Annotated in this window: 17 protein-coding genes and 3 pseudogenes; 14 read left to right on the forward strand and 6 right to left on the reverse strand. The window is 72.2% G+C overall.

All coding sequences use genetic code 11. The features are described 5' to 3' along the window. The 8 genes and pseudogenes from SLP03_RS12155 to SLP03_RS12190 all read left to right on the forward strand — a co-directional run. Nucleotides 1–1,194 (forward strand): MCE family protein (locus tag SLP03_RS12155; RefSeq protein ID WP_319460668.1); only part of this gene is annotated, 1,194 nt, incomplete at its 5' end. After that, the gene (locus tag SLP03_RS12160; protein WP_319460669.1) at nt 1,191–2,432 is read left to right on the forward strand and encodes an MCE family protein; all 1,242 of its coding nucleotides are present in this window, start codon (nt 1,191–1,193) and stop codon (nt 2,430–2,432) included. The genes SLP03_RS12155 and SLP03_RS12160, both read left to right, overlap by 4 nt. Next, nucleotides 2,429–3,277 carry a hypothetical protein gene (locus SLP03_RS12165; RefSeq protein WP_319460670.1) on the forward strand — a complete coding sequence of 283 codons (849 nt, stop codon included), beginning with the start codon at nt 2,429–2,431 and terminating at the stop codon, nt 3,275–3,277. Before SLP03_RS12160 ends, SLP03_RS12165 begins: the two co-directional genes overlap by 4 nt. A gap of 16 nt (nt 3,278–3,293) precedes the next feature. Further along, nucleotides 3,294–3,800 (forward strand): hypothetical protein, encoded by a 507-nt coding sequence (locus SLP03_RS12170; protein WP_319460671.1) that lies wholly within the window; start codon nt 3,294–3,296, stop codon nt 3,798–3,800. Nucleotides 3,801–3,883: 83 nt separating this feature from the next. Then, entirely contained in the window at nt 3,884–4,813 is a 930-nt protein-coding gene (locus SLP03_RS12175) for a mechanosensitive ion channel family protein (RefSeq protein WP_319460672.1), read from the forward strand. A gap of 194 nt (nt 4,814–5,007) precedes the next feature. Then, nucleotides 5,008–6,286 (forward strand): annotated as a pseudogene (locus SLP03_RS12180) (MFS transporter). Nucleotides 6,287–6,334: 48 nt separating this feature from the next. Beyond that, nucleotides 6,335–8,209, forward strand: a complete 1,875-nt coding sequence (locus tag SLP03_RS12185) for a transketolase (protein ID WP_319460761.1) — start codon at nt 6,335–6,337, stop codon at nt 8,207–8,209. A 70-nt stretch (nt 8,210–8,279) separates the two neighbouring features. Continuing rightward, nucleotides 8,280–8,687 carry a DUF2267 domain-containing protein gene (locus SLP03_RS12190; RefSeq protein ID WP_319460673.1) on the forward strand — a complete coding sequence of 136 codons (408 nt, stop codon included), beginning with the start codon at nt 8,280–8,282 and terminating at the stop codon, nt 8,685–8,687. A gap of 11 nt (nt 8,688–8,698) precedes the next feature. Here SLP03_RS12190 and ligD read toward each other — a convergent pair whose 3' ends face one another. After that, nucleotides 8,699–9,652 carry a non-homologous end-joining DNA ligase gene (gene ligD / locus SLP03_RS12195; protein WP_319460674.1) on the reverse strand — a complete coding sequence of 318 codons (954 nt, stop codon included), beginning with the start codon at nt 9,650–9,652 and terminating at the stop codon, nt 8,699–8,701. A gap of 158 nt (nt 9,653–9,810) precedes the next feature. Between ligD and SLP03_RS12200 the strand changes: the two genes are divergently transcribed. The 4 genes and pseudogenes from SLP03_RS12200 (at nt 9,811) to SLP03_RS12215 (ending at nt 13,004) form a co-directional block, all read left to right on the forward strand. After that, a complete protein-coding gene (locus SLP03_RS12200; protein ID WP_319460675.1) occupies nt 9,811–10,200 on the forward strand; it encodes a DUF2267 domain-containing protein in 390 nt (129 codons plus the stop codon). Between the two features lie 10 nt (nt 10,201–10,210). Then, a pseudogene (locus tag SLP03_RS12205) lies at nt 10,211–10,918 on the forward strand (maleylpyruvate isomerase family mycothiol-dependent enzyme); the annotation flags it as partial. A gap of 190 nt (nt 10,919–11,108) precedes the next feature. Continuing rightward, a complete protein-coding gene (locus tag SLP03_RS12210) occupies nt 11,109–11,477 on the forward strand; it encodes a hypothetical protein (protein WP_319460676.1) in 369 nt (122 codons plus the stop codon). Nucleotides 11,478–11,612: 135 nt separating this feature from the next. Beyond that, nucleotides 11,613–13,004 carry an NF041680 family putative transposase gene (locus SLP03_RS12215; protein ID WP_319460677.1) on the forward strand — a complete coding sequence of 464 codons (1,392 nt, stop codon included), beginning with the start codon at nt 11,613–11,615 and terminating at the stop codon, nt 13,002–13,004. Here the strand turns inward: SLP03_RS12215 and SLP03_RS12220 are convergent. After that, nucleotides 12,934–13,821: a transposase gene (locus SLP03_RS12220; protein WP_319460678.1), complete on the reverse strand. Its 888-nt coding sequence runs from the start codon at nt 13,819–13,821 to the stop codon at nt 12,934–12,936. The genes SLP03_RS12215 and SLP03_RS12220 overlap by 71 nt on opposite strands. Nucleotides 13,822–14,128: 307 nt before the next feature. Then, nucleotides 14,129–14,440: pseudogene (locus tag SLP03_RS31595) on the reverse strand (transposase); the annotation flags it as partial. Between the two features lie 330 nt (nt 14,441–14,770). Between SLP03_RS31595 and SLP03_RS12230 the strand changes: the two are divergent. Together SLP03_RS12230 and SLP03_RS12235 are read left to right on the forward strand one after the other, a co-directional pair. Next, nucleotides 14,771–15,451: a maleylpyruvate isomerase family mycothiol-dependent enzyme gene (locus SLP03_RS12230; RefSeq protein ID WP_319460680.1), complete on the forward strand. Its 681-nt coding sequence runs from the start codon at nt 14,771–14,773 to the stop codon at nt 15,449–15,451. A 291-nt stretch (nt 15,452–15,742) separates the two neighbouring features. After that, nucleotides 15,743–16,519 (forward strand): aminoglycoside phosphotransferase family protein, encoded by a 777-nt coding sequence (locus tag SLP03_RS12235; RefSeq protein WP_319460681.1) that lies wholly within the window; start codon nt 15,743–15,745, stop codon nt 16,517–16,519. Nucleotides 16,520–16,783: 264 nt separating this feature from the next. Here SLP03_RS12235 and SLP03_RS12240 read toward each other — a convergent pair whose 3' ends face one another. From SLP03_RS12240 to SLP03_RS12250, 3 genes are all read right to left on the reverse strand, one after another. Further along, a complete protein-coding gene (locus SLP03_RS12240; protein WP_413644509.1) occupies nt 16,784–17,986 on the reverse strand; it encodes an MFS transporter in 1,203 nt (400 codons plus the stop codon). 79 nt (nt 17,987–18,065) lie between these two features. Next, complete coding sequence (locus SLP03_RS12245) at nt 18,066–19,601, reverse strand: ATP-binding protein (RefSeq protein WP_319460683.1); 1,536 nt, start codon at nt 19,599–19,601, stop codon at nt 18,066–18,068. A gap of 1 nt (nt 19,602) precedes the next feature. After that, a complete protein-coding gene (locus SLP03_RS12250; RefSeq protein ID WP_319460684.1) occupies nt 19,603–20,280 on the reverse strand; it encodes a response regulator transcription factor in 678 nt (225 codons plus the stop codon). Nucleotides 20,281–20,305 lie beyond the last annotated feature (25 nt).

The raw sequence follows: 20,305 nt of genomic DNA on the forward strand, positions 1-20,305 counted from the left end.
TCCCTGTCCGGCTGGCACGCCCGGGTCCGGCTGCGCATCGACCGCGCGGTGCGGCTGCCCGCAAACGCCACCGCCGCCGTCCGCCAGAGCAGCCTGCTCGGGGAGAAGTACGTGACGGTGGCGCCGCCGCCCACCGGACCGGCCAACGGGCGCCTCGGCGACGGCGACGTCATCCCGCTGTCCCGCACCACCCGGGGCGCCGAGGTGGAGGAGGTGCTCGCCGCCCTCGGGCTGCTGCTCAACGGCGGCGGCCTGGCCCAGCTGAGGACCATCAACCAGGAACTCGGCAAGGCCCTCGACGGGCGCGAACCCGCCGTCCGGGACACCCTGCGGCAGCTCGACACCTTCATCGGCGGGCTCGACCGGCAGAAGACCGACATCGTCCGCGCCATCGACGCGCTCGACCGGCTGACCGGTCGCCTCGACCGGCAGCGGCAGGTCGTCGGCGACGCGCTGGACTCCCTCGCCCCCGGCCTGACCGTGCTGGCCCAGCAGCGGGCCCAGCTCACCGGGGCGCTGACCGCCCTCGGCGAACTCGGCCAGGTCGGCACCCGCGTGGTCGACCGCAGCCGCGCCGACACCCTGGCCAGCGTACGGGCGCTGCAACCGATCCTGGAACAGCTCGCCCGGGCCGGCGACGACCTGCCGAAGTCGCTGGACTTCATGCTGTCGTACCCGTTCCCGCCCAACGTCACCGGCGCGATCGTCGGCGACTTCGTCAACCTCTCCGTCACCGCCGACCTCGACGCCGCCAGCATCCTGGCCAACCTGGTCGCCGCCGCGCCCGCCCCGATCCGGCCGGCAACCCGGCCGAACGCCCCCGCCGCGCCCCGGCCGCCCGCCGCAGGCGGCGCGAAGCCCTCGCCCGGCGGCCTGCCCGGCGGCACCGGTCTCCCCGGCCTGCCGCTGACGAAGTGCCTGCCCGACCCGAAGGACTTCCCGGCCCGCTGGACGCCGCCGAAGGAGTGCGGGCTGCCGACGGGCTGCGTCCTGCTCAAGCCCGGCTCGGCGGTGCCCCTCGGCGGGCTGCTGCTGCCCAAGGGGATCGTGCCGCCGGGCACGGCCTTCCCGGCCGGCACCGCACTGCCGTCGGGCACCGTGCTGACCGCCGAGTGCGTGCTGCCGGTGACCGGGGCGGTCACCGGACAGGTCGGCGGCCTGCCGGACGTCCTGGGAGGAGGGCTGATCCCGTGATCGGACGCACCGTGAAGCTCCAGGTGCTGGCCTTCGTGCTGGTGAGCGTGCTGGGCATCGGCTACGTCGGGCTCCGCTACGTCGGCCTCGGCGACCGACTGTTCGGCGGCGGTTACGTCGTCCACGTCGACCTGGCCCGGGCCGGCGGCATCTTCGCCAACGCCCCGGTCACCTACCGTGGCGTCCCCGTCGGCCGGGTCACCGCCGTCGGACTGCGCGCCGACGGCGTCCGTGCCGAACTGCGGATCGACCGGGGCGTACGGGTGCCCGACGCCCTGCGGGCCGTGGTCACCCAGCGCTCCGCCGTCGGCGAGCAGTACCTCGACCTGCGGCCCGAGCGCGACGGCGGTCCCTTCCTCGCCGACGGCGCCGTCATCCCGGTCGACCGCACCGGCGTGCCGCTCGCCCCGGAGACCCTGCTGACCAACCTCGACGCCCTGGTCCGCTCGATCGACCCGAACGACCTGACCGTCCTGATCAGCGAGCTGGGCACCGCGTTCGAGGGCAACGAGCAGGCCCTCGCGCGGATCCTCGACGCCGGCGACGCGCTGCTCACCGACGCCGACGCCCGGCTGCCCGAGACGCTGACCCTGATCCGCGACGGGCGGACCGTGCTCACCACCCAGGCGGAGTCCGCCGCCGCGCTGCGCCGGTGGTCGGCCGGGCTGAAGGAGCTGGCCGCCACCGTCCGCGCCGCCGACCCCGACCTGCGCCGCCTGCTCGCCGACGGTCCGCCGGCCGGCGCCGAACTGCGGGCCCTGCTGCGCGGGCTCGAACCCAGCATCGGCACCCTGCTCGGCAACCTGATCACGGTCAACGGGATCGCCGCCCGCCGGCTGCCCGGCATCGAGCAACTGCTGGTGGTCTACCCGGTCGCGGTGTCCGGCGGGTTCACCGTCACCCCGGGCGACGGCACCGCCCACCTCGGCCTCGTCGTCAACGCGAACGACCCGCCGTCCTGCGTCTACCGCGGCGGAGGCACCCGGTGCAGCGGCCAGGAGCGGGCCGCCGGCGCCGCCGTGCGCGGGGCGCAGAACGCGCCGCGACCGTCCGGCCGCGACCCCGCTCCCGCGCCAGCCCCGTCGGACCAGGGTGAACCGGGCGGGTACGACCCCGCGACCGGCCTGGTGCTCGGCCCCGACGGGCGACCGTTGCAGTTCGGCGGGACCGGCGGGCAATACCAGACGGCCGGTGACCAGTCGTGGAAGCAGTTGCTGCTCGCCGGGGTGACCCCGTGACCGACCTACCGGAGGAGGTGCCCGTGCAGGGCCGCAGAGATCCCACTCTCAGAGTGATCAATGGCGCGAAGGCAGGGGTGCCCGGTCGCCCCCGGCAGCGCCGGCTCGTCCCCCGTGCCGTGCCGCCGCCGGCCGAGCCGATCGAGGAGGTGCTGGAACGCCTGGACCGGGAGCCGGTCGAGGATCCGACCGGCACCGAGGACCTCACCGACCCGGCGGAGGTCGAGGACCTGCCGGATCCCGACGACGATCCCGCCGAGGCCGACGCCATGACGGAGGACGCCACCAAGGACGCCCAGACCACGAAGACGACCGCCGCCGGCCGCACCGCCGCCGCCCACACCGACGCCGGTCCGCCGGCCCGCCGGCGGGCGCTGGCCGGCCTGCTCGTGGTGCTGCTCGCCGCCGCCCTCGCGGCGGCCGGGGTGTACGGGCACCGCTGGTACGTCGACCGGGCGACCGACCAGGCCCGGCGGGACGCCGTCGCCGCCGCCCGGCAGGCCAGCGTCAACTTCGTCTCGGTCAGCGCCGCCAGCGTCGACCGGGACCTGCAGCGCATCGTCGCCGGGGCCACCGGCGACTTCAAGGACGAGTTCACCCGCGGCCAGGCGCAGGTGCGCACGGCCGTGGTGGAGAACAAGGTCCAGTCGCAGGGGTCGGTGCTGCGCTCCGGACTGGTCTCCGGGGACCGGCGCCGCGCCGTCGTGCTGGTGGCCGTCGACGCCACCGTCCGGAACGTCAAGGCGCCCGACGGCCGCCCCTCGCACTACCGCATCCAGGTGGACCTGGTCCGCGACCGGGACTCCGGCGACTGGCTGGTGTCCCGCCTGCAGTTCGTCGGCTGACCGGAGGAGGAGTCCAATGCGTGTCCCCACAGTCCTGCGCCGCCGGCCCGAGCGGCTCCCGCTGCTGCCGACGCTCGCCGTCGCGCTCGTGGTCGCGGCGGCCGTCGCCGCCGCCGGGTGGTACGGCGACCACCGCGCCGGCCAGCGCGACCAGGCCGTACGCCAGGCCCTGGCCACCGCGCCCGCCGCCGCCAAGGCCCTCTTCTCGTACGACTACCGCACCTTCGACGACAGCGTCGCCAACGGACGCACCTTCGCCACCGGCGCCTTCGCCGACGAGTACGCCCGGACCACCGCGACGCTCAAGCAGACCGCCACGAAACAGCAGGCGGTGGTCCTGGCCGAGGTCTCCGCCACCGGGGTGGTCACCTCCGACACCGACCGGGTCGAACTGCTCGTCTACCTCAACCAGTACCGGCGCAACGTGAGCACGGCGGGGGAGAAGGTCGACCAGAACCGGGTGGTGCTCACCATGGTCCCGGTCCACGGGGAATGGAAGGTCGTCAAGGCGACAGCGATCTGACGCCGCCCTGACCGCGTTTCCCGGTCCCGCCGTTCGGGTAGGTCCCGGGCGACCGACCTGAAAACGCTTGTGGAGGCCCTTCGATGAAAGACAACTTCGGGAACGCGGTGGGCGACGCGTTCCGTTCGGTAATGCTCTTCCTGCCCAAGGCGGTCGCCTTCATCGCGATCCTGGTGGTCGGCTGGCTGATCGCCAAGGCCGTACTGAAGATCGTGGACAAGGTCCTGGAGCGGGTGCACTTCGACAAGGCCGTCGAGCGCGGCGGCATCAAGACCGCCCTCGCCCGATCGAAGTACGACGCCAGCGACATCGTCGCCAAGCTGGCCTACTACGGGGTGCTGCTGGTCACCCTGCAACTGGCCTTCGGCATCTGGGGCCCGAACCCGATCTCCGACCTGATCGCCGGCGTCATCGCCTGGCTGCCGCGCGCGTTCGTCGCCATCGTCATCGTGGTGGTGGCCGCCGCGATCGCGAAGGCGGTCAAGGACATCATCTCCAGCGCCCTCGGTGGCCTGTCCTACGGTCGGATCCTCGCGAACATCGCCTCGGTGTTCCTCCTCGGCCTGGGCATCATCGCCGCGCTCAACCAGATCGGCGTCGCCACCGCGGTGACCACGCCGGTGCTGATCGCGGTGCTCGCCACCATCGGCGGCATCCTCGTCGTGGGCGTCGGCGGTGGTCTGGTCCGGCCGATGCAGAGCCGCTGGGAGAACTGGCTGACCCGGGCCGAGGAGGAGTCGCGGACCATCGCCACGCACGCCCGGGCGTACCAGGCGGGCCGGCGCGACGTCGAGGCCCGGCTGAGCCAGCCGGTCAGCCCGTACGCGGAGGCCGAGCTGACCCAGCCGGTCGCCCCGTACGGCGCGGCCGAGCCCACCCAGCCGGTCCCGCCGTACGGCGACCCGGATCGCACCGAGCCGACCACGCCGCGGCAGCCCACCGCCGAGCAGGCGATGGACAACGAGTCCACGATGGTCATCCCGCAGGCGGACGTGGACAAGTTCCGCCGCTGACCGTCCGCACGCGCACCGGGGTGGGGCCCAGCCGGGTCCCACCCCGGTGCGTTTCGCGGGCAACAGCAGGGGCCGGTGAGCGATAGCATCGGCCCCATGACCTGGCGATGTTGATCCCACGCTGAAGGCCGAGGCCGCGGGCCGCCGCGGACGCCGTACGTCCGGTGTCCGTTCCGTCCCCGTGGGAAGGCCTCATGATCATCTCTCCTGCGCGCGTACCCGCGGCCCGCCGGCTGGCGGCCACGCTCTACGGCTACGCGTTCCTCACCGACCTCGTCCTGCTCTACCCGGTGTACGTGCTGCTGTTCAGCGACACCGGCCTGTCGATCGGGCAGATCTCCTCGCTCTTCGTGATCTGGTCGGCGACCGGCATCGTCCTGGAGGTGCCCTCCGGGGGCGTGGGCCGACGCGGTGTCCCGGCGGCTGCTGCTCGTCCTGGCGCCCCTGCTGCCCGCCGCCGGCTTCGCCTGCTGGGTGCTCGCCCCGTCGTACCCAGCCTTCGCCGTGGGTTTCCTGCTCTGGGGCGCCGGCGGGGCGCTGCGGTCCGGTGCGCTGGAGGCGCTGGTCTTCACCGAACTCGACCAGCTCGGCGCCACCGACCGGTACGCCCGCCTGATGGGCCGGGCGCGCACCGCCGAGGTGCTGGGCGCCGCGGCCTCCGGGGCGCTGGCCGGGCCGGTCCTCGCCGTCGGCGGCTACCCGGGGGTGGGCGCCGCGAGCGTCCTCGCCTGCCTGCTCGCCGCCGCCGTCGCGACCCGGTTCCCCGAACGCCGGCCGGCGCTGCCCGCCGAGTCCCCGGCGGTCCCTGGGCCGGTCGCGGTCGAGCATCGGGACGAGGCGGACGGGGACGACGAGCTGGGGTGGCTGGCCAGCCTGCGCGCCGGGCTGACCGAGGCCCGGGCCGACCGCACGGTGCGCGGCGCCCTGCTGCTCGTCCCGGCGGTGACCGCGATCTGGGGCGGGCTCGACGAGTACACCGCGTTGCTGGCCCGGGACACCGGCGTCGCCGACGCGACCGTGCCGGTGCTGCTCCTGCTGCTCTGGGCCGGGATGACCGGCGGCGGGCTGCTCGCCCCGGCGGGGGAGCGGCTGACCACCCGCGGGTACGCCGGTCTGCTGGTGCTCGCCGCGTCGGCATTGGCGGCGGGCGCCCTGCTCGGCCGCCCGGCGGGCTTCCTGCTGCTCTCGGTCGCCTTCGCCGCGTTCCAGCTCGCCACGGTGCTCGCGGACGTGCGCCTGCAGGCCCGGATCACCGGCCCGAGCCGGGCGACGGTCACCTCGGTGGCCGGGATGGCGACGGACCTGACCATCGTCGCGTTCTACGGCGGGTACGCCGTGGTGGCGGGCGCGGCCGGCAACGGTGTCGCCTTCGCGCTGGCCGCCCTGCCGTACCTGGCGGTGGCGGGCTGGCTGGTCGGCTCCCGGTGGTGGCGGGCCCGGCCTGCACCTGGCAAATCGGCGGTTACCGGGTAATGCTTGTCTTTCCTGACTACGGTATTTGCGGAGGCGATGCCGGTGACGATGGAAGCAGAGCGCACCCTGCACGCGGAGGAGCTGACCCGGCTGGGTGAGCTCGCCGCCCAGCTACGGGTGGACGCGATCAGGTCCAGCACCAGGGCCGGGTCCGGACACCCGACCTCGAGCCTGTCCGCCGCCGACCTGCTCGCGGTGCTGATCTCCCGGCATCTCCGTTACCACTGGACGGACCCGCGCGGTCGCACCAACGACCACCTGATCTTCTCCAAGGGCCACGCCTCGCCGCTGCTGTACGCGGTCTTCAAGGCGGTGGGTGCGATCACCGATCAGGAGTTGGTCGAGACCTACCGCCAGTTCGGGTCGCGCCTGCAGGGACACCCCACGCCGGCCCTGCCCTGGGTCGACGTGGCCACCGGGTCGCTCGGTCAGGGACTGCCCGTCGGGGTCGGGATCGCGCTCGCCGGCCGGTACCTCGATCACCTGCCGTTCCACGTGTGGGCGCTGTGCGGCGACAGCGAGATGGCTGAGGGCTCCATCTGGGAGGCGCTGGACAAGGCCGGCCATTACGGGCTGCGCAACCTCACCGCGATCGTCGACGTGAACCGGTTCGGGCAGCGCGGGCCCACCGAATTGGAATGGGATCTGGACACCTACCGGCGGCGGGTCGAGGCGTTCGGCTGTCAGGCGCTCGTCATCGACGGCCACGACCTGGCCGCCATCGACGAGGCGTTGAGCCGGGCCCGGCAGGCGACCGGTCCCACGGTGGTGCTCGCCCGCACGGTCAAGGGCAAGGGGGTGCCGGAGGTCGAGGACCAGCCGGGATGGCACGGCAAGCCGCTGAAACCCGACATGGCCGAGCGGGCCGTTGAGGCTCTCGGCGGGGTACGCCAGATTCGCGTCACCGGGCCGCGGCCCGAGCCCGCCCCGCCCGCCGGCGCCCCCGCCGGCAAGCCGCCCGTGCTGCCGCGGTACGACAAGGGGGCGAAGGTGGCCACCCGCAACGCGTACGGCGACGCGCTGCACGCGCTGGGCGCCCGGCCGGAAGTGGTCGCCCTGGACGGCGAGGTCAGCGACTCCACCCGCGCCGACAAGTTCGGCGAGGCGTACCCCGACCGCTTCTTCGAGATGTTCATCTCCGAACAGCAACTGATCGCCGCCGCCGTCGGGTTGCAGGTACGCGGCTATCGGCCCTTCGCCGCGACCTTTGCGGCGTTCTTCTCCCGCGCCTACGACTTCGTGCGGATGGCCGGCATCTCCAAGGCGGACATCGCCCTGTCCGGGTCGCACTCGGGGGTGGAGATCGGGGCGGACGGCCCTTCGCAGATGGGGCTGGAGGACCTGGCGGCCATGCGCGCCGTGCAGGGGTCGACGGTGCTGTATCCCAGCGACGCCGTGTCCTGCGCGGCCCTCGTCGCGCAGATGGTCGACCGCAAGGGCGTCACCTACCTGCGCACCACCCGAGGCAAGTACCCGGTGCTCTACGACAACGAGGACGCCTTCCCGGTCGGCGGCAGCAAGCTGCTCCGGGGCGGCGGCGACGACGACGACGTTGCGCTGATCGGTGCCGGGGTGACGGTGCACAACTGCCTCGCCGCCGCCGACGAGTTGGCGCGCGAGGGGATCAAAGCCCGGGTCATCGACCTCTATTCGATCAAACCGCTGGACCGGGACCGGTTGGTCGACGCCGTCCGGGCCACCGGCGGCCGGCTGCTGGTGGTCGAGGACCACTACCCCGAGGGCGGCCTGGGGTCGGCGGTCCTCGAGTCGCTGGCCGACCTCGCCGAGCCTGCGCGGGTGAAGCATCTGGCGGTACGCGGTCTACCCACCTCCGGCACCCCGACCCAGCTGATGGACCAGGCCGGGATCGGGGTGAGCGCCATCGTCGCGGCGGCCCGCGCCTCGGAGCCCCCGAGCCGCTGAAGCGACGGCTGCCGTTTCACCCCCGGGTGCGCGGGTAGACGCAGCATCCGCGGCAGGAGGGGGTTCCGAGGTGAAGTACGCGGAGTTCATCCAGTCGGTGGCGACGCGACCGAAGATGTCACCGACGCTGGCCGAGCCGATCACCCGTGCCACGCTCGCGACGTTGGCGGAGCGGCTCAGTGGCGGCCAGGCACGTGATCTAGCCGCGCAGCTGCCCCATGAGCTGCGGGGAGACCTACGCAAGCCCGACGAGAATGCCGAACCGTTCGAGCTCGCCGAGTTCTTCGAGCGGGTGCAGCAACGTGCCGCGGTGGATCTCCAGACGGCGACCGACGGGGTGTGCGCCGTGCTGGACACGCTGCGGGAGGCGGTCAGGGCGAAGGAGTACGAGGACTCCGTCGCCCAGCTGCCGAAGGAGTTCTGGCAGCTGACGGGCCCGGCGGCGACCCGGCTCGAACCACGTCGGGTCGGCACGTAGGCCCGGCCGGGTCACGCCTGCAGCCGGACCTCGGCGGGTTCGCGGTCGCTGCGCAGCCCCTTCCAGGAGGGGTGCCGCAGCCGGCGGTCGGGGGTCCAGGACCGGAAGGCGACGTCCCCGACCAGGACCGGGTCGACCCAGACGGCCTGGCGCGCGTGTTCGCGCGGCACCGGCGAGTCGAACGGCGAGTCCGGTCGGCCCAGCGGCTTCAGGCGCTGCTGCAGGTCACGCAGCACGGTCTGGGTGAAGCCGGTGCCGACGTGTCCGATGTAGGTGAACCTGTCGTGCGGGTCGTACATGCCCAGCAGCAGCGAGCCGATCGTGCCGGCCCGCCGGCCGGCGCCGGGCTTGTAGCCGCCCACGATGACCTCGACCGTGTCGTTGAGTGGCACCTTGACCCACGCCGCGGAGCGGCGGCCGGGCTCGTACGACGACCGCAGCTGCTTGGCCACCACCCCTTCGAGGCCGAGGTCGGCCGCCGCGGTGGCCAGGTCCCGGCCGGCGTCGCCGGCCCAGTGCGGCGGGGTGTCGATGCTCTCCGCGCTGAGCCCCAGCTCCTGCAGGGCGGTGCGGCGTTCGATGTACGGCAGGGCGGCGATGTCCCGCCCATCGAGGTGCAGCAGGTCGAACAGGTACAGCCGTACGGGAGTGCCGGCGACCAGCGTGGCGCTCGGCGCGCGAACGTGCATCCGGTGCTGCAGCGCGGAGAAGCTGGGCCGGCCCCGGGCGTCGAGCGCCACGATCTCTCCGTCGAGGACCGCCCGCCGCCCGGCCAGCAACCGCGCAAGCTCGTCCAGCTCCGGGTACGCCCGGGTGACGTCGCGGTCGTTGCGGCTGAGCAGCCGCAACCCGCCGTCGACGTAGGCGATCGCGCGGACGCCGTCCCACTTGAACTCGTATCCCCAGCCCGGTCCGGTGGGCAGCGCGCCGCTGGAGGCGAGCATCGGCGGCACAAGCCGCGGCATCCTGGCACCCACGCCTCGATCATGACCAACTCCGCGTACGGAAACCTCGGTTTCCGGTCATTCCGCCCGGGCTCGGGCGACTCGAGCGCGGGTTGCCGCTCGTTTGCGGCTGGCCGCCGCGGGTAGCCACGCTGTCTCCGCGACGGGAAGGACGGAGCATGGCTGAGCTGGAGTTCTTCGAAAAGGTGGCCGCCCGGGCGGGCGTCCCGCCGGAGACGGCGCAATCCCTGACCGAGGCCACCCTGCGCACCCTCGCGGAGCGGATCAGCGGCGGCCAGGCGGCGGACCTGGCCGACCACGTGGCGCACGAGCTACGCCCGTTCGTGGCCAGGGCCCGCGCGGAGGAGCCGCAGGTGTTCGCGTACGACGAATTCCTGCGGCGGGTGGCGGTGCGTGCGGGGGTGGCGGAGGACGTCGCCGAGCGGGGCGCCGGGGCCGTCCTGCAGACCCTGCACCGGGTGGTCGGGCACCGGGAGTTCGAGGACGCGATGTCGGAGCTGCCGGCGGAGATCGGGGCCCTGGCCCAGCCCGTGCCCCGCGGGCCCTGACCCGGCCGCGCGCGGCTCCCCACCGGGTGGCCCCGGCTGGAACGTCGGCCAGCTGGTGCGGCACCTCGGCGGCGGCCAGCGCTGGGCGGCGGAGGTGGTGCGGACCCGGGCCGCGAGCCCGCCCTCCGACACCCACTTCCGCGACCTGTCCGCCTTCACTCACGAGGATCCGGCGGTGGCCGGCCCCTGGCTGGTCGGAGGAGCAGCCGAACTGGCCGACGCGCTGGGTGCGGCCGGTCCCGACGTGACGACGTGGACGCCGCTCCCGGCGTCCGCGGCCACAGCGTTCTGGGCCCGCCGCTTCGCCCACGAGACCCTGATGCACCGGGCCGACGCGGCGCTGGCCCTCGGCGTGCCGTTCACCGTCGACCAGGCGGTCGCCGTCGACGCGCTCGACGAGTGGATGGAGCTCGGCTCGCTGCCGCAGATGTTCGACGTCCATCCGCACCGGCGGGAACTGCTCGGCCCGGGGCGCACCCTGCACCTGCACGCCACCGACGCCGCGCCGGAGGCGCGGGCGGAGTGGCTGGTCGACCTCACCGGCGACACCCTGGCCTGGCGCCGCGCGCACGAGAAGGCGGCGGTGGCGGTCCGCGATCCGCTGACCGCGCTGCTGCTGCTCGTCTACGGGCGGCACTCCCCGGACGCGGCCGACATCGAGGTGCTCGGTGACGACGAGCTGCTGGACTTCTGGCTCAAGCGGGTGGCCTTCGGCTGACCGCGTTGGCGGGTGCGGTGCAGGTCGGGCTGGAAGGCTGTGTGGTCTTGCCAGCATCGCCAGATGATGCGAAGCCAAGTGGGTCACAGCTCATGCCCGCTCGTGCCCCCTCGGGACATCGGCTACTGGCACGTGGCTGGCACGCCTCTGTGGGTGGTCCGCTTCGCCGCCCATGTGCCACCATCAGTCGATGGCCGACCCCGATGCCTGGTCCCGCTCAACTGAGACCCGGCCTGCCCTGGAGTACTTCCTGCGCCTCCTGTTTGTCATCGCCGCGGCCCTGGCAGTGTTGGCGTGGCTGGTTGTCGGTCTTGTCGTTTCCATGGCGGTGGCTGCCCACCAGGCTGACGGTTCGGAGAACATGACGGGCTTGGTCGTTGCCGTCGTGCTCCCGCCGGCGATGGTGGCTGCGTTTGGTCTCACTTCCGCTTCGGCGTGGTGCTACCGCTGGATCCGGAGTGGCCGGGCATCTTTGGTGATCGCGATCGCGACAGCGGTCGCGGCAGTTGTCGCGGCCTGCGTCTGGCGTTGGGCCGCTGCTACTGGAATCGTTCCCTGAGCTTGGCGTTTAACCTGCCGGCCCGATTACCTGCGGATTCGGCCCGGGATCCATCTGTGCACTGTGGACAGTGAGCGGCCTTGGCGTGATCATGGTGTTGCTGAGACATCAATGATCGACACCAAGGCCGTGAAGATGAGTGTGCTGGATGACGCTGCCCGCGTCGAGGCTTTAGCGGTGCTGTCCACGTTCCGGACCGAGTTCTACCGCTGTCTGACCGCCCGCGCTGACGCCCTGTTCGAGGTGACTGACGCGCTGCTGTGCACGGACGGGCCGGTCAGGTCGCTGGTTGATCTGGTGCTGGCGCCCGAGCACCGCCGCGGCCACGGCGGAATGTACGACGGGTTGAACTGCGGACGCGTCGATGTCGCGCGGCTGCGGCGCAGCATGGCGGGCCTGCCGGTGCCGCGGGCCGCCGACGGGCGGATCGTTCTCGCTGTCGACGTCAGTCCGTGGCTGCGCTCCGACGCCCAGACCAGCCCGGACCGGCTGTTCTGCCACGTCTACGGCCGAGCCAGGAGCCAGTCGCAGCTGATCCCGGGCTGGCCGTACTCGTTCGTCGCGGCGCTGGAGAGCGGCCGGACCTCGTGGACGGCGATCCTCGACGCCGTGCGGCTCGGCCCGGCCGACGACGCGGCCGCCGTCACCGCCGACCAGCTGCGAGAGGTCGTGCAACGCCTCATCGCGGCCGGCCACCACGCACCGGACGATCGGCGGATCCTGATCGTCTGCGACGCCGGCTACGACATCCCCCGCCTGGCGTTCCTCCTCGCCGACCTGCCCGTGGACCTGCTCGGACGGCTGCGCTCGGACCGGGTCATGGCACTGCCACCACCCCCACGCCTACCAGGCACGACGGGCCGGCCACCCAAACACGGCCCCGACCTCGCCCTCGCCGACCCCGACACCTGGCCCGCGCCGCAGACCGTCACCACCACCGAGACCAACCGATACGGCACCGCCACCGCCACCGCCTGGGACCGGGTCCACCCACGGCTGACCCGCCGCACCTGCTGGCTCGACCACGAAGGTGATCTCCCGATCATCGATGGCACCCTGATCCGGCTGCAGGTCGACCACCTGCCCGGCGACCGCCACCCCAAACCGGTCTGGCTGTGGACCTCCATCACCGCGGCCACCGCCGCGGACGTGGACCGCAGCTGGCAGTCCTACCTGCGCAGATTCGACCTGGAACACACCTTCCGGCTACTCAAACAGACGCTGGGCTGGACCCGGCCCAAAATCCGCACACCCGACGCGGCCGACCGGTGGACCTGGCTGGTCATCGCCTGCCACACCCAGCTACGCCTCGCCCGCGGCCTCGCCGAGGACCTCCGCCGACCCTGGGAACGACCCACCGACCCGGACCGGCTCACCCCCGCCCGGGTCCGCCGCGGGTTTCGCCACATCCGCCCGAAGACCACGAGGCTGTCGCACAGCTTTCGATCTTCGACTGTCAAGAGGTCCTCTGCCTGGCATCGTGGCGGAAGATCTTGTTCAGGTTGTGCACCGCGCCGAGTAGTTTGATCTCGGTGTCGACGGCGGCGGTGCCGCGTTGGTGCACGCGGCGTCCGAACCGCTGGAACAGCTGGGCGAAGCCTGGTTCGACGAGGGCGCCGCGGCGGGCGTAGAGCTGCCTGCCTTCGGCGGATGCCAGTCGGGCTGCCATCTCGCGGTGGCCGGCGGGGACGTTGTGCCCGGGTGGCGTCGCGCGGGTCTGCTCGTACTCCTTGGTGATCGACACCAGCAGCGGGAGATCGGCCAGGGCTGCGAAGTTCGCGGTGCTGGCATAGCCGCTGTCGGCCAGCCACGCCGCGACGTCGCCGGTCAGCCCAGCGGCTGCGCAGTTGTGTTGAACACGTCTGATGACCGGGACGAGTGCGGTGGTGTCGGCAGGGTTGTCCTGCAGCTCGATCGCGAGAAGCACCTGGTTGCGTGCGCAGGCGATCTGCACGTTGTAGCCCTGCACGTATCCGCCGTGCTTGCCGAGCATGAGCCGCGACGCCGGATCGGTGAGCGAGGCCCTGGCCGCCGCGGACGGGATCGGTCGCGGGTAGCGCGCACGGTGCAACGCGGCCTGCGCCCGGGCGAGGCGGGCCTCCTGAGCAACGACCTTGGTCTTGGCCTCGATACTGACCGGCGGGCGCCCGACAGCGCGCCGCCGTCCCGCGGCCTGATCCTGCAGGGTCCGGCAGGCGTAGTCGGCCAGCCGCTGCTGCTGGCCGGCCGTGACCTCGGCCAGGCGCGCCTCGGCTCTGGCCACCATCCGCTGCGCGGCCTCCACCTTGATCCGGATCTCGCCCGCCGAGGGAAGCGCACGCTCGAACAGCTTGTCCCGGGCCACCCGGGCCCGTGTCACGCGATCGCTGAGCTGCGACAGCCGCCACAGCCGTGAGCCGACGGCGCCCGTCGGCAGCCGCTTCGTCCGTGTCCTCCGCCAGCTGGTCCAGTTGCGCCTCGCCGTCGGCGATGACGGTCTCCAAGGCGTCCAGGCTGCGGTTGGCTGAGCGTGCGGCGGCCGCGTGCATCGGTGAGCCGTCCACCGCCACCGCGGACAGGTCCACCAGCCCGCGCCGGACGCACAGCGCCAGGACCTGCACGAACAGCGCCTTCAGGACCTCGCGGTGACGACGCAGGAACCGCGCGACGGTGGCATGATCAACCTGCTGGTTGCCCGTGATGATCCGGCAGCCCACATCATCGAGGCAAGCGGCCTCGATCTTGCGCGTCGAGCGCACGCCCTTGCAGTAGCAGTACAGCACCAAGCTCAGCAGCACCTGCGGCGGATACGCCGCCGCGCCCTGGCCATCAGCACGATAGCCCCGCAGGAACCCGGACAGGTCGAGCTCACCGACGACCTTCAGGACCTGCCAGCACAGATGCTGCGGCGGCAGCCACCCACGCACGTCATGCCTGATCGGCGCCGAGTCGTCCGGGCTACAGGAGATGAAGTTGTATCCCACGGCACGACATGATCATCCACTGTGGGCAACTGACAGCAAGAACTCTTGACAGCTGAAGATCGAAAGCTGTGCGACAGCCTCCCACCCACCCCGCTACCGCACCAAAACCCAGCAAGGCCGGACCCGGACGCCCCCGAGGATCGAAGAACCGACAACCCGCGCCCAGCTACGACGTCGGGAAAACCGTGAAACGCGCCCTATCCATCACCGAACGACGAGAGCAGACGGGTTAAACGCCAAGCTGAGAGCGTGTCTGAGATGGTCTGATGTTGACGGCGTGGCGCCTGACTGGAGCGTAGCGCCGGTTCTGGACAACGGATCCTTCGCCGGATGGACGACGAGGGCTATGGTTTGCTACACCAGCGGCGAAGATCACGGGATCGGACGACCATGGAAGCCTGGCAAATGATCAAGGTTGAACGCGCGTCGCTGGTCGACGCGCTCGGCGAGCTTTCCGACGCCGACTGGGACAGGCCGTCGTTGTGCGTGAACTGGACGGTGCGGGAGGTCGTCGGCCATCTCGTTGCCACCGCGACCATGACACCGCCGAAGTTCTTCGCCAAGCTGGTCCGCAGTGGCTTCAACTTCGGGAACATGACCCGCAATGACATCGCACAGGTCACTGCGGGCAGAACCAACGCCGAGCTGGTGGACCTGCTGCGCTCGCGCGTCGATGCGCGCACGGCGCCGCCGGGCCCGGCCACGTCATGGCTCGGCGAGACGATCGTGCACGGCGAGGACATTTTCCGCGCCGTCGGCGGGTACCGCCACCACCCGGTCGAGCACGTGGTGGCAGTGGCCGACTTCTACAAGAACAGCAACCTGCTCATCGGTGCGAAGAACCGGATCAGCGGCGTAAGCCTGCGAGCCACCGACACCGACTGGCAACACGGCAGCGGCCCCGAGGCCAGCGGGCCGCTCCTCGCGCTTGTGCTGGCCATGACTGGCCGCAAAGCCGCACTCGATGACCTCACGGGCGAGGGTGTGGCCATACTCCGCGAGCGCGACTGACCATGCGGTCAGCGGCTGGCGTGACTTGCGTTGACGCCGCCATCACCTGCGTCGACTTCAAGGGGCTGAGCCTGACCACAACCTCCCCCTGATTCGCAGCCCGAAGTGTAGGTACCGCCAGTTTGGAAGGGCGTGCTCAACCGGTCGTGATGCCCGAAACGCCTTTCCTCCTCTGCTGGCCCGACTACCACTCGTGCCCGCAAATGGGCCGCCGGGCTTCGTGGTTACTGGCCCGTGGAGGGCCTATCGCTGCCTTGGCCTACGTGCGTCTCTCGCCTGTAGCCTGCGACGATGATCGAGGACGGCAATACGGCGAGCGGTAGCGTCACCACAGTACGGCGGGTCGGGGACACCATCAGACGGCCGCGCGGACGGTGGACACCGACCGTCCATGCCTTGCTCAACCACCTCGCAGACGTGGGCTTCACCGGTGCGCCAAGAGTGCTGGGTATCGACTCCGAGGGCCGCGAAGTCTTGTCGCTGCTACACGGCGAGCCGGCGATTCGTCCGTGGCCTGAGTCGCTGAGGGAACGGCGCGGCATCGAGCAGTTGGCCGGCTGGCTGGCCAACTACCATGACGCTGTCGCCAACTTCGTCCCGCCCTCCGATGCCGTCTGGTTTGATCCGGAGGCGTGTTGGCGGCCCGGTTCGATCATCCGTCATGGTGATCTCGGTCCGTGGAACTCGATCTGGAGCGGCGGTCAGCTGGTCGGCTTCATCGACTGGGACTTCGCCGAACCGGGTGAGGCCATTGATGACCTCGCCCAGCTCGCCTGGTACGCGGTGCCGCTGCGCGACCTGACCGGACCTGCCGAATGGGCGCACGCGGCGAAACGGCTCGAATGGTGCTGTGCGGCTTACGGTGCGCGTCCGGGTGATGTCCTTGCTGCCCTGCTACGGCTGCAGCACCGTGAGGCGGACCGGGTGCGGCGCCTGGGAGGCCAGGGGATCGAACCGTGGGCGTCCTTCCTCGCCCGGGGCGACGCCGAGGATATTGAGGCCGAGTGGCGCGTGCTTCAGTCCGACGGTCGACTTCTGACCGACGGGTGGGATGGGGTTGCATGTTGATTCCAACCAGCACGACGGAGGACGCGTTCTAACGTCGCGGCCGGATCTCTGAGGGGGGCCGACACGGGTTCGGGGCGGACCCCCGAGGTGTTCAGGTCTTGGCGTCCGTCAGTGTGGCCGGCTGGCCCGGCCGATGCCGGCCGGAGGTCGCCAGCAGGCCGGGGCCGGGCCGGCGCGGCCCGCTTTTGCGGAGCGCAGGCGGCAACGTTCACGACCCGCCGTGTGACCGGCGCTTGTCGGCGTCTTGGATCGCGTGCCGAACAGCTAGCTGCTCGTTGACGTCGACCTCCGGTCGGCGAGGGTGACGGCGAGCAGGGCCAGGGCGATGAACTGGGTGGCGCCGAGGACGGCGATCAGGGTGGGCAGCGAGCGGGTGTAGAGGGCACCGACCAGGCCGCCGCCGACCAGTGCGGCCAAGCCCTGCGCCGCAGCGAAGACCCCGTAGGCGGTGGCCCGACGTGCCGCGGGCACCAGATCGGCGACCAGGGCCTTGACCGTCGAATCCTGCACGCCGACGGCGGCGCCCCAGATGAGCGTGCCGGTGATTACCGCGCCGACGCCTCCCGACAGGACCAGGGCGGGCACGGCGGCTCCCAGCAGGGGCAGGGCGAGCAGCACCCGCCCGCTCCACCGGTCGTACAGGTAGCCGCTGACCAGTGCGGCGACTGCCGCGGTGGCCATTGCGCCGGCGTACAGCAACGGGACGCTGGCGAGCGGGACCAGGCCCGTTCGGCTGGCGTGGAACGAGATGATCCCGAACGTCACGAGGCCGGCGGTGGCGGCTCCGGCTGCGGCGGCGAACAGGAAGAACCGACGGGGCAGGTCGGTGCCGAGCCAGCGGCCCAGGGCGGTCGGCGGGCGGCTCGGGGCGGCGGTGGGCGCCGGCGGATCGGTGTCGTACGCGGCGGGGTCGGGCACGCGCAGGCGGGTCCAGAGCAGCAGGCCGACGGCCAGGGCGCCTGGGACGGCCAGGACCGCCATCGCCGGCCAGATCAGTCCGGTGGCCGCGACGAGCGCCGCGACCAGCAGCGGACCGGCGAACGCACCGAGCTGGTCCAGGGCCTTGTGCACGGCGAACCCACGGCCGCGGCCGACGGCGCCGGCCGCCTGGGCCAGCAGCGCCGATTTGGCCGGGCTGCGTACCGCCTTCCCGGCACGCTCGGTCAGGATCAGGAGGCACGCCAGCGCCAGCCCGGCGCCGCCGAGGAAGGGGGCCACGGCAAGCAGGGGAACGCAGACCGCGGTGAGGGTGTAGCCGACCAGCGTCAGGGACCAGTACCGGCCGGTGCGGTCGGCCAGGGGGCCGAAGGCCAGGCGCAGCAGCAGCGACATGGCCTCCCCGGCGCCGGCGACCAGGCCGACGACCATCGCAGAAGCACCGAGCGCTCCCAGGAGCGGTCCGGTGATGGATCGAGCTCCCTCGTAGACCATGTCGGCGGCCAGGCTCACCGCCCCGAAGCTGACCACGACTCGCCACGCCGACCATGCGGGCGTCGCAGTTCGGGCTGCTGCCGGGGTGGTGCTGTCGGCGAGATCGGTGGTGGCGTCAGCCACGCTGGCTCCTCGGGGGGGTGCTGGGGTGGACGTCCGTCGTCGGCGGTGCCGCCGGCATCATGACGGTGATCGTCGTGCCATGGGTCGGATGGTCGCAGGGCACGTCGAATCGAGTCATGGTGCGGTGGTGTGCGCCGGCGGAGCAGATCCGAAGTTCACCGTGGTGGGCGCCGACGATGGCCTCGACGAGGGACAGGCCGAGTCCGGTGCCCGGGGAGGTGCGGGCGGTGTCGGCACGGCTGAACCGTTCGGCGGCATGCGGCAGGAACTCAGGGCTCATGCCGGGTCCCTCGTCGTGAACGGTGAGCCGGACCAGTCCGTCGACGGGGGCGGCGGCGACCGTGACGGGTGGCGCCCCGTACTGGACGGCGTTGTCGAGCAGGTTGGTGACGACCCGCCCGAGGCCGGTGGCGTTCCCCCGGACGGTCAGGCGGGCCGCGATCTCGCCGTGCAGGGCCTCGCCCGTGGTGGTCCGGTAGCGCTCGACGAGGCCGGTCAGCAGTTCGCTGAGGTCTACCTCGGGGGCGGTGTCGTCGTGGGCGGGTTGCACGCCGAGACTGAGCAGGGTGTCGGCGAGGGCAATGAGGTGGGCGGTGTCGTCGGCGGCGCTGCGCAGGGTCTGTTCGAGTTCGGCGGCGCTGCGCGGCCGGCGCAGCGCCAGTTCCAATTCGGTGGAAAGCAGGGTCAGCGGGGTCCGCAGCTCGTGGCTGGCGTCGTTGATGAACAGCCGCTCCCGGTCCAGGGCCGTCTCGAGGGCGGTGAGCATGTCGTTGAGGGTGCGGCCGAGGCGGGCGACCTCGTCGTCGGACCGGTCGGGTACGGCCAGGCGTACCCCGGTCGCGCCGGCGGCGATGCGGGCGGCCTCGCTGCGGTAGCGCTCGACCGGGGCCAGTGCCGCCCGGGCGAGGCGGTAGCCGACTCCGGAGGCGATGGCCAGGGCGGTCAGGTTGGCGAGGGTGAGTTGGCCGATGAGTTCCCGCAGTGCCTCGTCGCGTTGATCGCGGCGGACCGCGGCGACGGTGACGGCGGGTTGCCCGGCCGGTGGCGTGGCGCCGGGTTGCAGGGGTACGGCGTACAGGCGCAACGGGCGGGTGCTGATGGGGATCAGCGTGCCGCGGTCGCGGCGCAGCGGCTGCCGTAACGCCACATCGAGCTGGTGAGGCGTCAGCAGCGAGCCGGCTGGCAGGCCTGGGCTGGCGGCGAGGACGCGGTTGCCGGCGTCGAGGATCTGGTACTCGCCTGGCGCGGTGGGGACGCCCGGGTTGTCCGGTGGCACGCCACCGGCGCGGACGAGTTCGGTCAGCTGCACTGACTGCGCGGCCAGGTCCTCGTCGAGGCGTAGGTCGAGGGCGTACTGCACGCGTAGATAGACGAACGCGCCGGCGGCGGCGAGGACCAGGAGCATCGCCGCGGCGAAGCCTGCGATCAGCCGGATGCGCAGCGGTAGGCGACCCCACAGGCCGATAATGGGATCACGGGCTGACGACCGGGCACGGAAACGGCGGCGCAACGCCGGGCGGGGTGGCACGTCAGCCTCCGTCGGGGCGCAGGCGGTAGCCGACGCCGCGAAGGGTTTCGATGGTGTGGCGCCCGAACGGCTTGTCGACCTTGCCGCGGAGGGTGGCGATGTGGACGTCGATGACGTTGGAGCGGATGTCGGTCTCGCCGTCCCAGACCTCGTCGAGGATCTGGTAGCGGGTCAGGCACTGCCCGGCCCGGGACAGCAGGAGGGCGAGGATGTCGAACTCGCGCGCCGACAAGTCGATCTCCACCTCGCCGCGGAACACCCGGCGCCGTGCGGGATCGAGGAGCAGGTCTCCGGCGCGTACCTCAGCCGACGGCGGCCCCGCGGCGCGGCGGTGCAGGGCCCGAAGCCGGGCGAGCAACTCGTCGAAGGAGAACGGTTTGGCCAGGTAGTCGTCGGCGCCGGCGTCCAGACCAGCGATCCGGTCGGGGACGTCACCGCGGGCGGTGAGCATCAGCACGGGCACCATGCTGCCCCGCTGCCGCAGCGTCCGGCACACCGCGACGCCGTCCAGGCCGGGCAGCATCACGTCGAGCACCACCCCGTCGTAGACACCGGTAGCGGCCGCGAGCAGCCCGTCGGAGCCGGTGTGCCGCACGTCAACGCTGTGACCGGCCTCACGCAGACCGCGGGCGAGCAGGTCAGCCAGCCGCCGCTCGTCCTCAACCACCAGCACCCGCACTCTGCCCCCTCTCGCATCGGCTGCC

The organism is Micromonospora sp. RTP1Z1, from assembly GCF_033804685.1.
Lineage (GTDB): Bacteria > Actinomycetota > Actinomycetes > Mycobacteriales > Micromonosporaceae > Micromonospora.

Excerpts from the sequence above, each read along its gene's own strand:
- SLP03_RS12170 (WP_319460671.1), top strand. The coding sequence starts at position 3,294 with ATGCGTGTCCCCACAGTCCTGCGCCGCCGGCCCGAGCGGCTCCCGCTG.
- SLP03_RS12175 (WP_319460672.1), top strand. The coding sequence starts at position 3,884 with ATGAAAGACAACTTCGGGAACGCGGTGGGCGACGCGTTCCGTTCGGTA.
- SLP03_RS12185 (WP_319460761.1), top strand. The coding sequence starts at position 6,335 with ATGGAAGCAGAGCGCACCCTGCACGCGGAGGAGCTGACCCGGCTGGGT.
- ligD (WP_319460674.1), bottom strand. The coding sequence starts at position 9,652 with ATGCCGCGGCTTGTGCCGCCGATGCTCGCCTCCAGCGGCGCGCTGCCC.
- SLP03_RS12200 (WP_319460675.1), top strand. The coding sequence starts at position 9,811 with ATGGCTGAGCTGGAGTTCTTCGAAAAGGTGGCCGCCCGGGCGGGCGTC.
- SLP03_RS12210 (WP_319460676.1), top strand. The coding sequence starts at position 11,109 with ATGGCCGACCCCGATGCCTGGTCCCGCTCAACTGAGACCCGGCCTGCC.
- SLP03_RS12215 (WP_319460677.1), top strand. The coding sequence starts at position 11,613 with ATGAGTGTGCTGGATGACGCTGCCCGCGTCGAGGCTTTAGCGGTGCTG.
- SLP03_RS12230 (WP_319460680.1), top strand. The coding sequence starts at position 14,771 with ATGGACGACGAGGGCTATGGTTTGCTACACCAGCGGCGAAGATCACGG.
- SLP03_RS12235 (WP_319460681.1), top strand. The coding sequence starts at position 15,743 with ATGATCGAGGACGGCAATACGGCGAGCGGTAGCGTCACCACAGTACGG.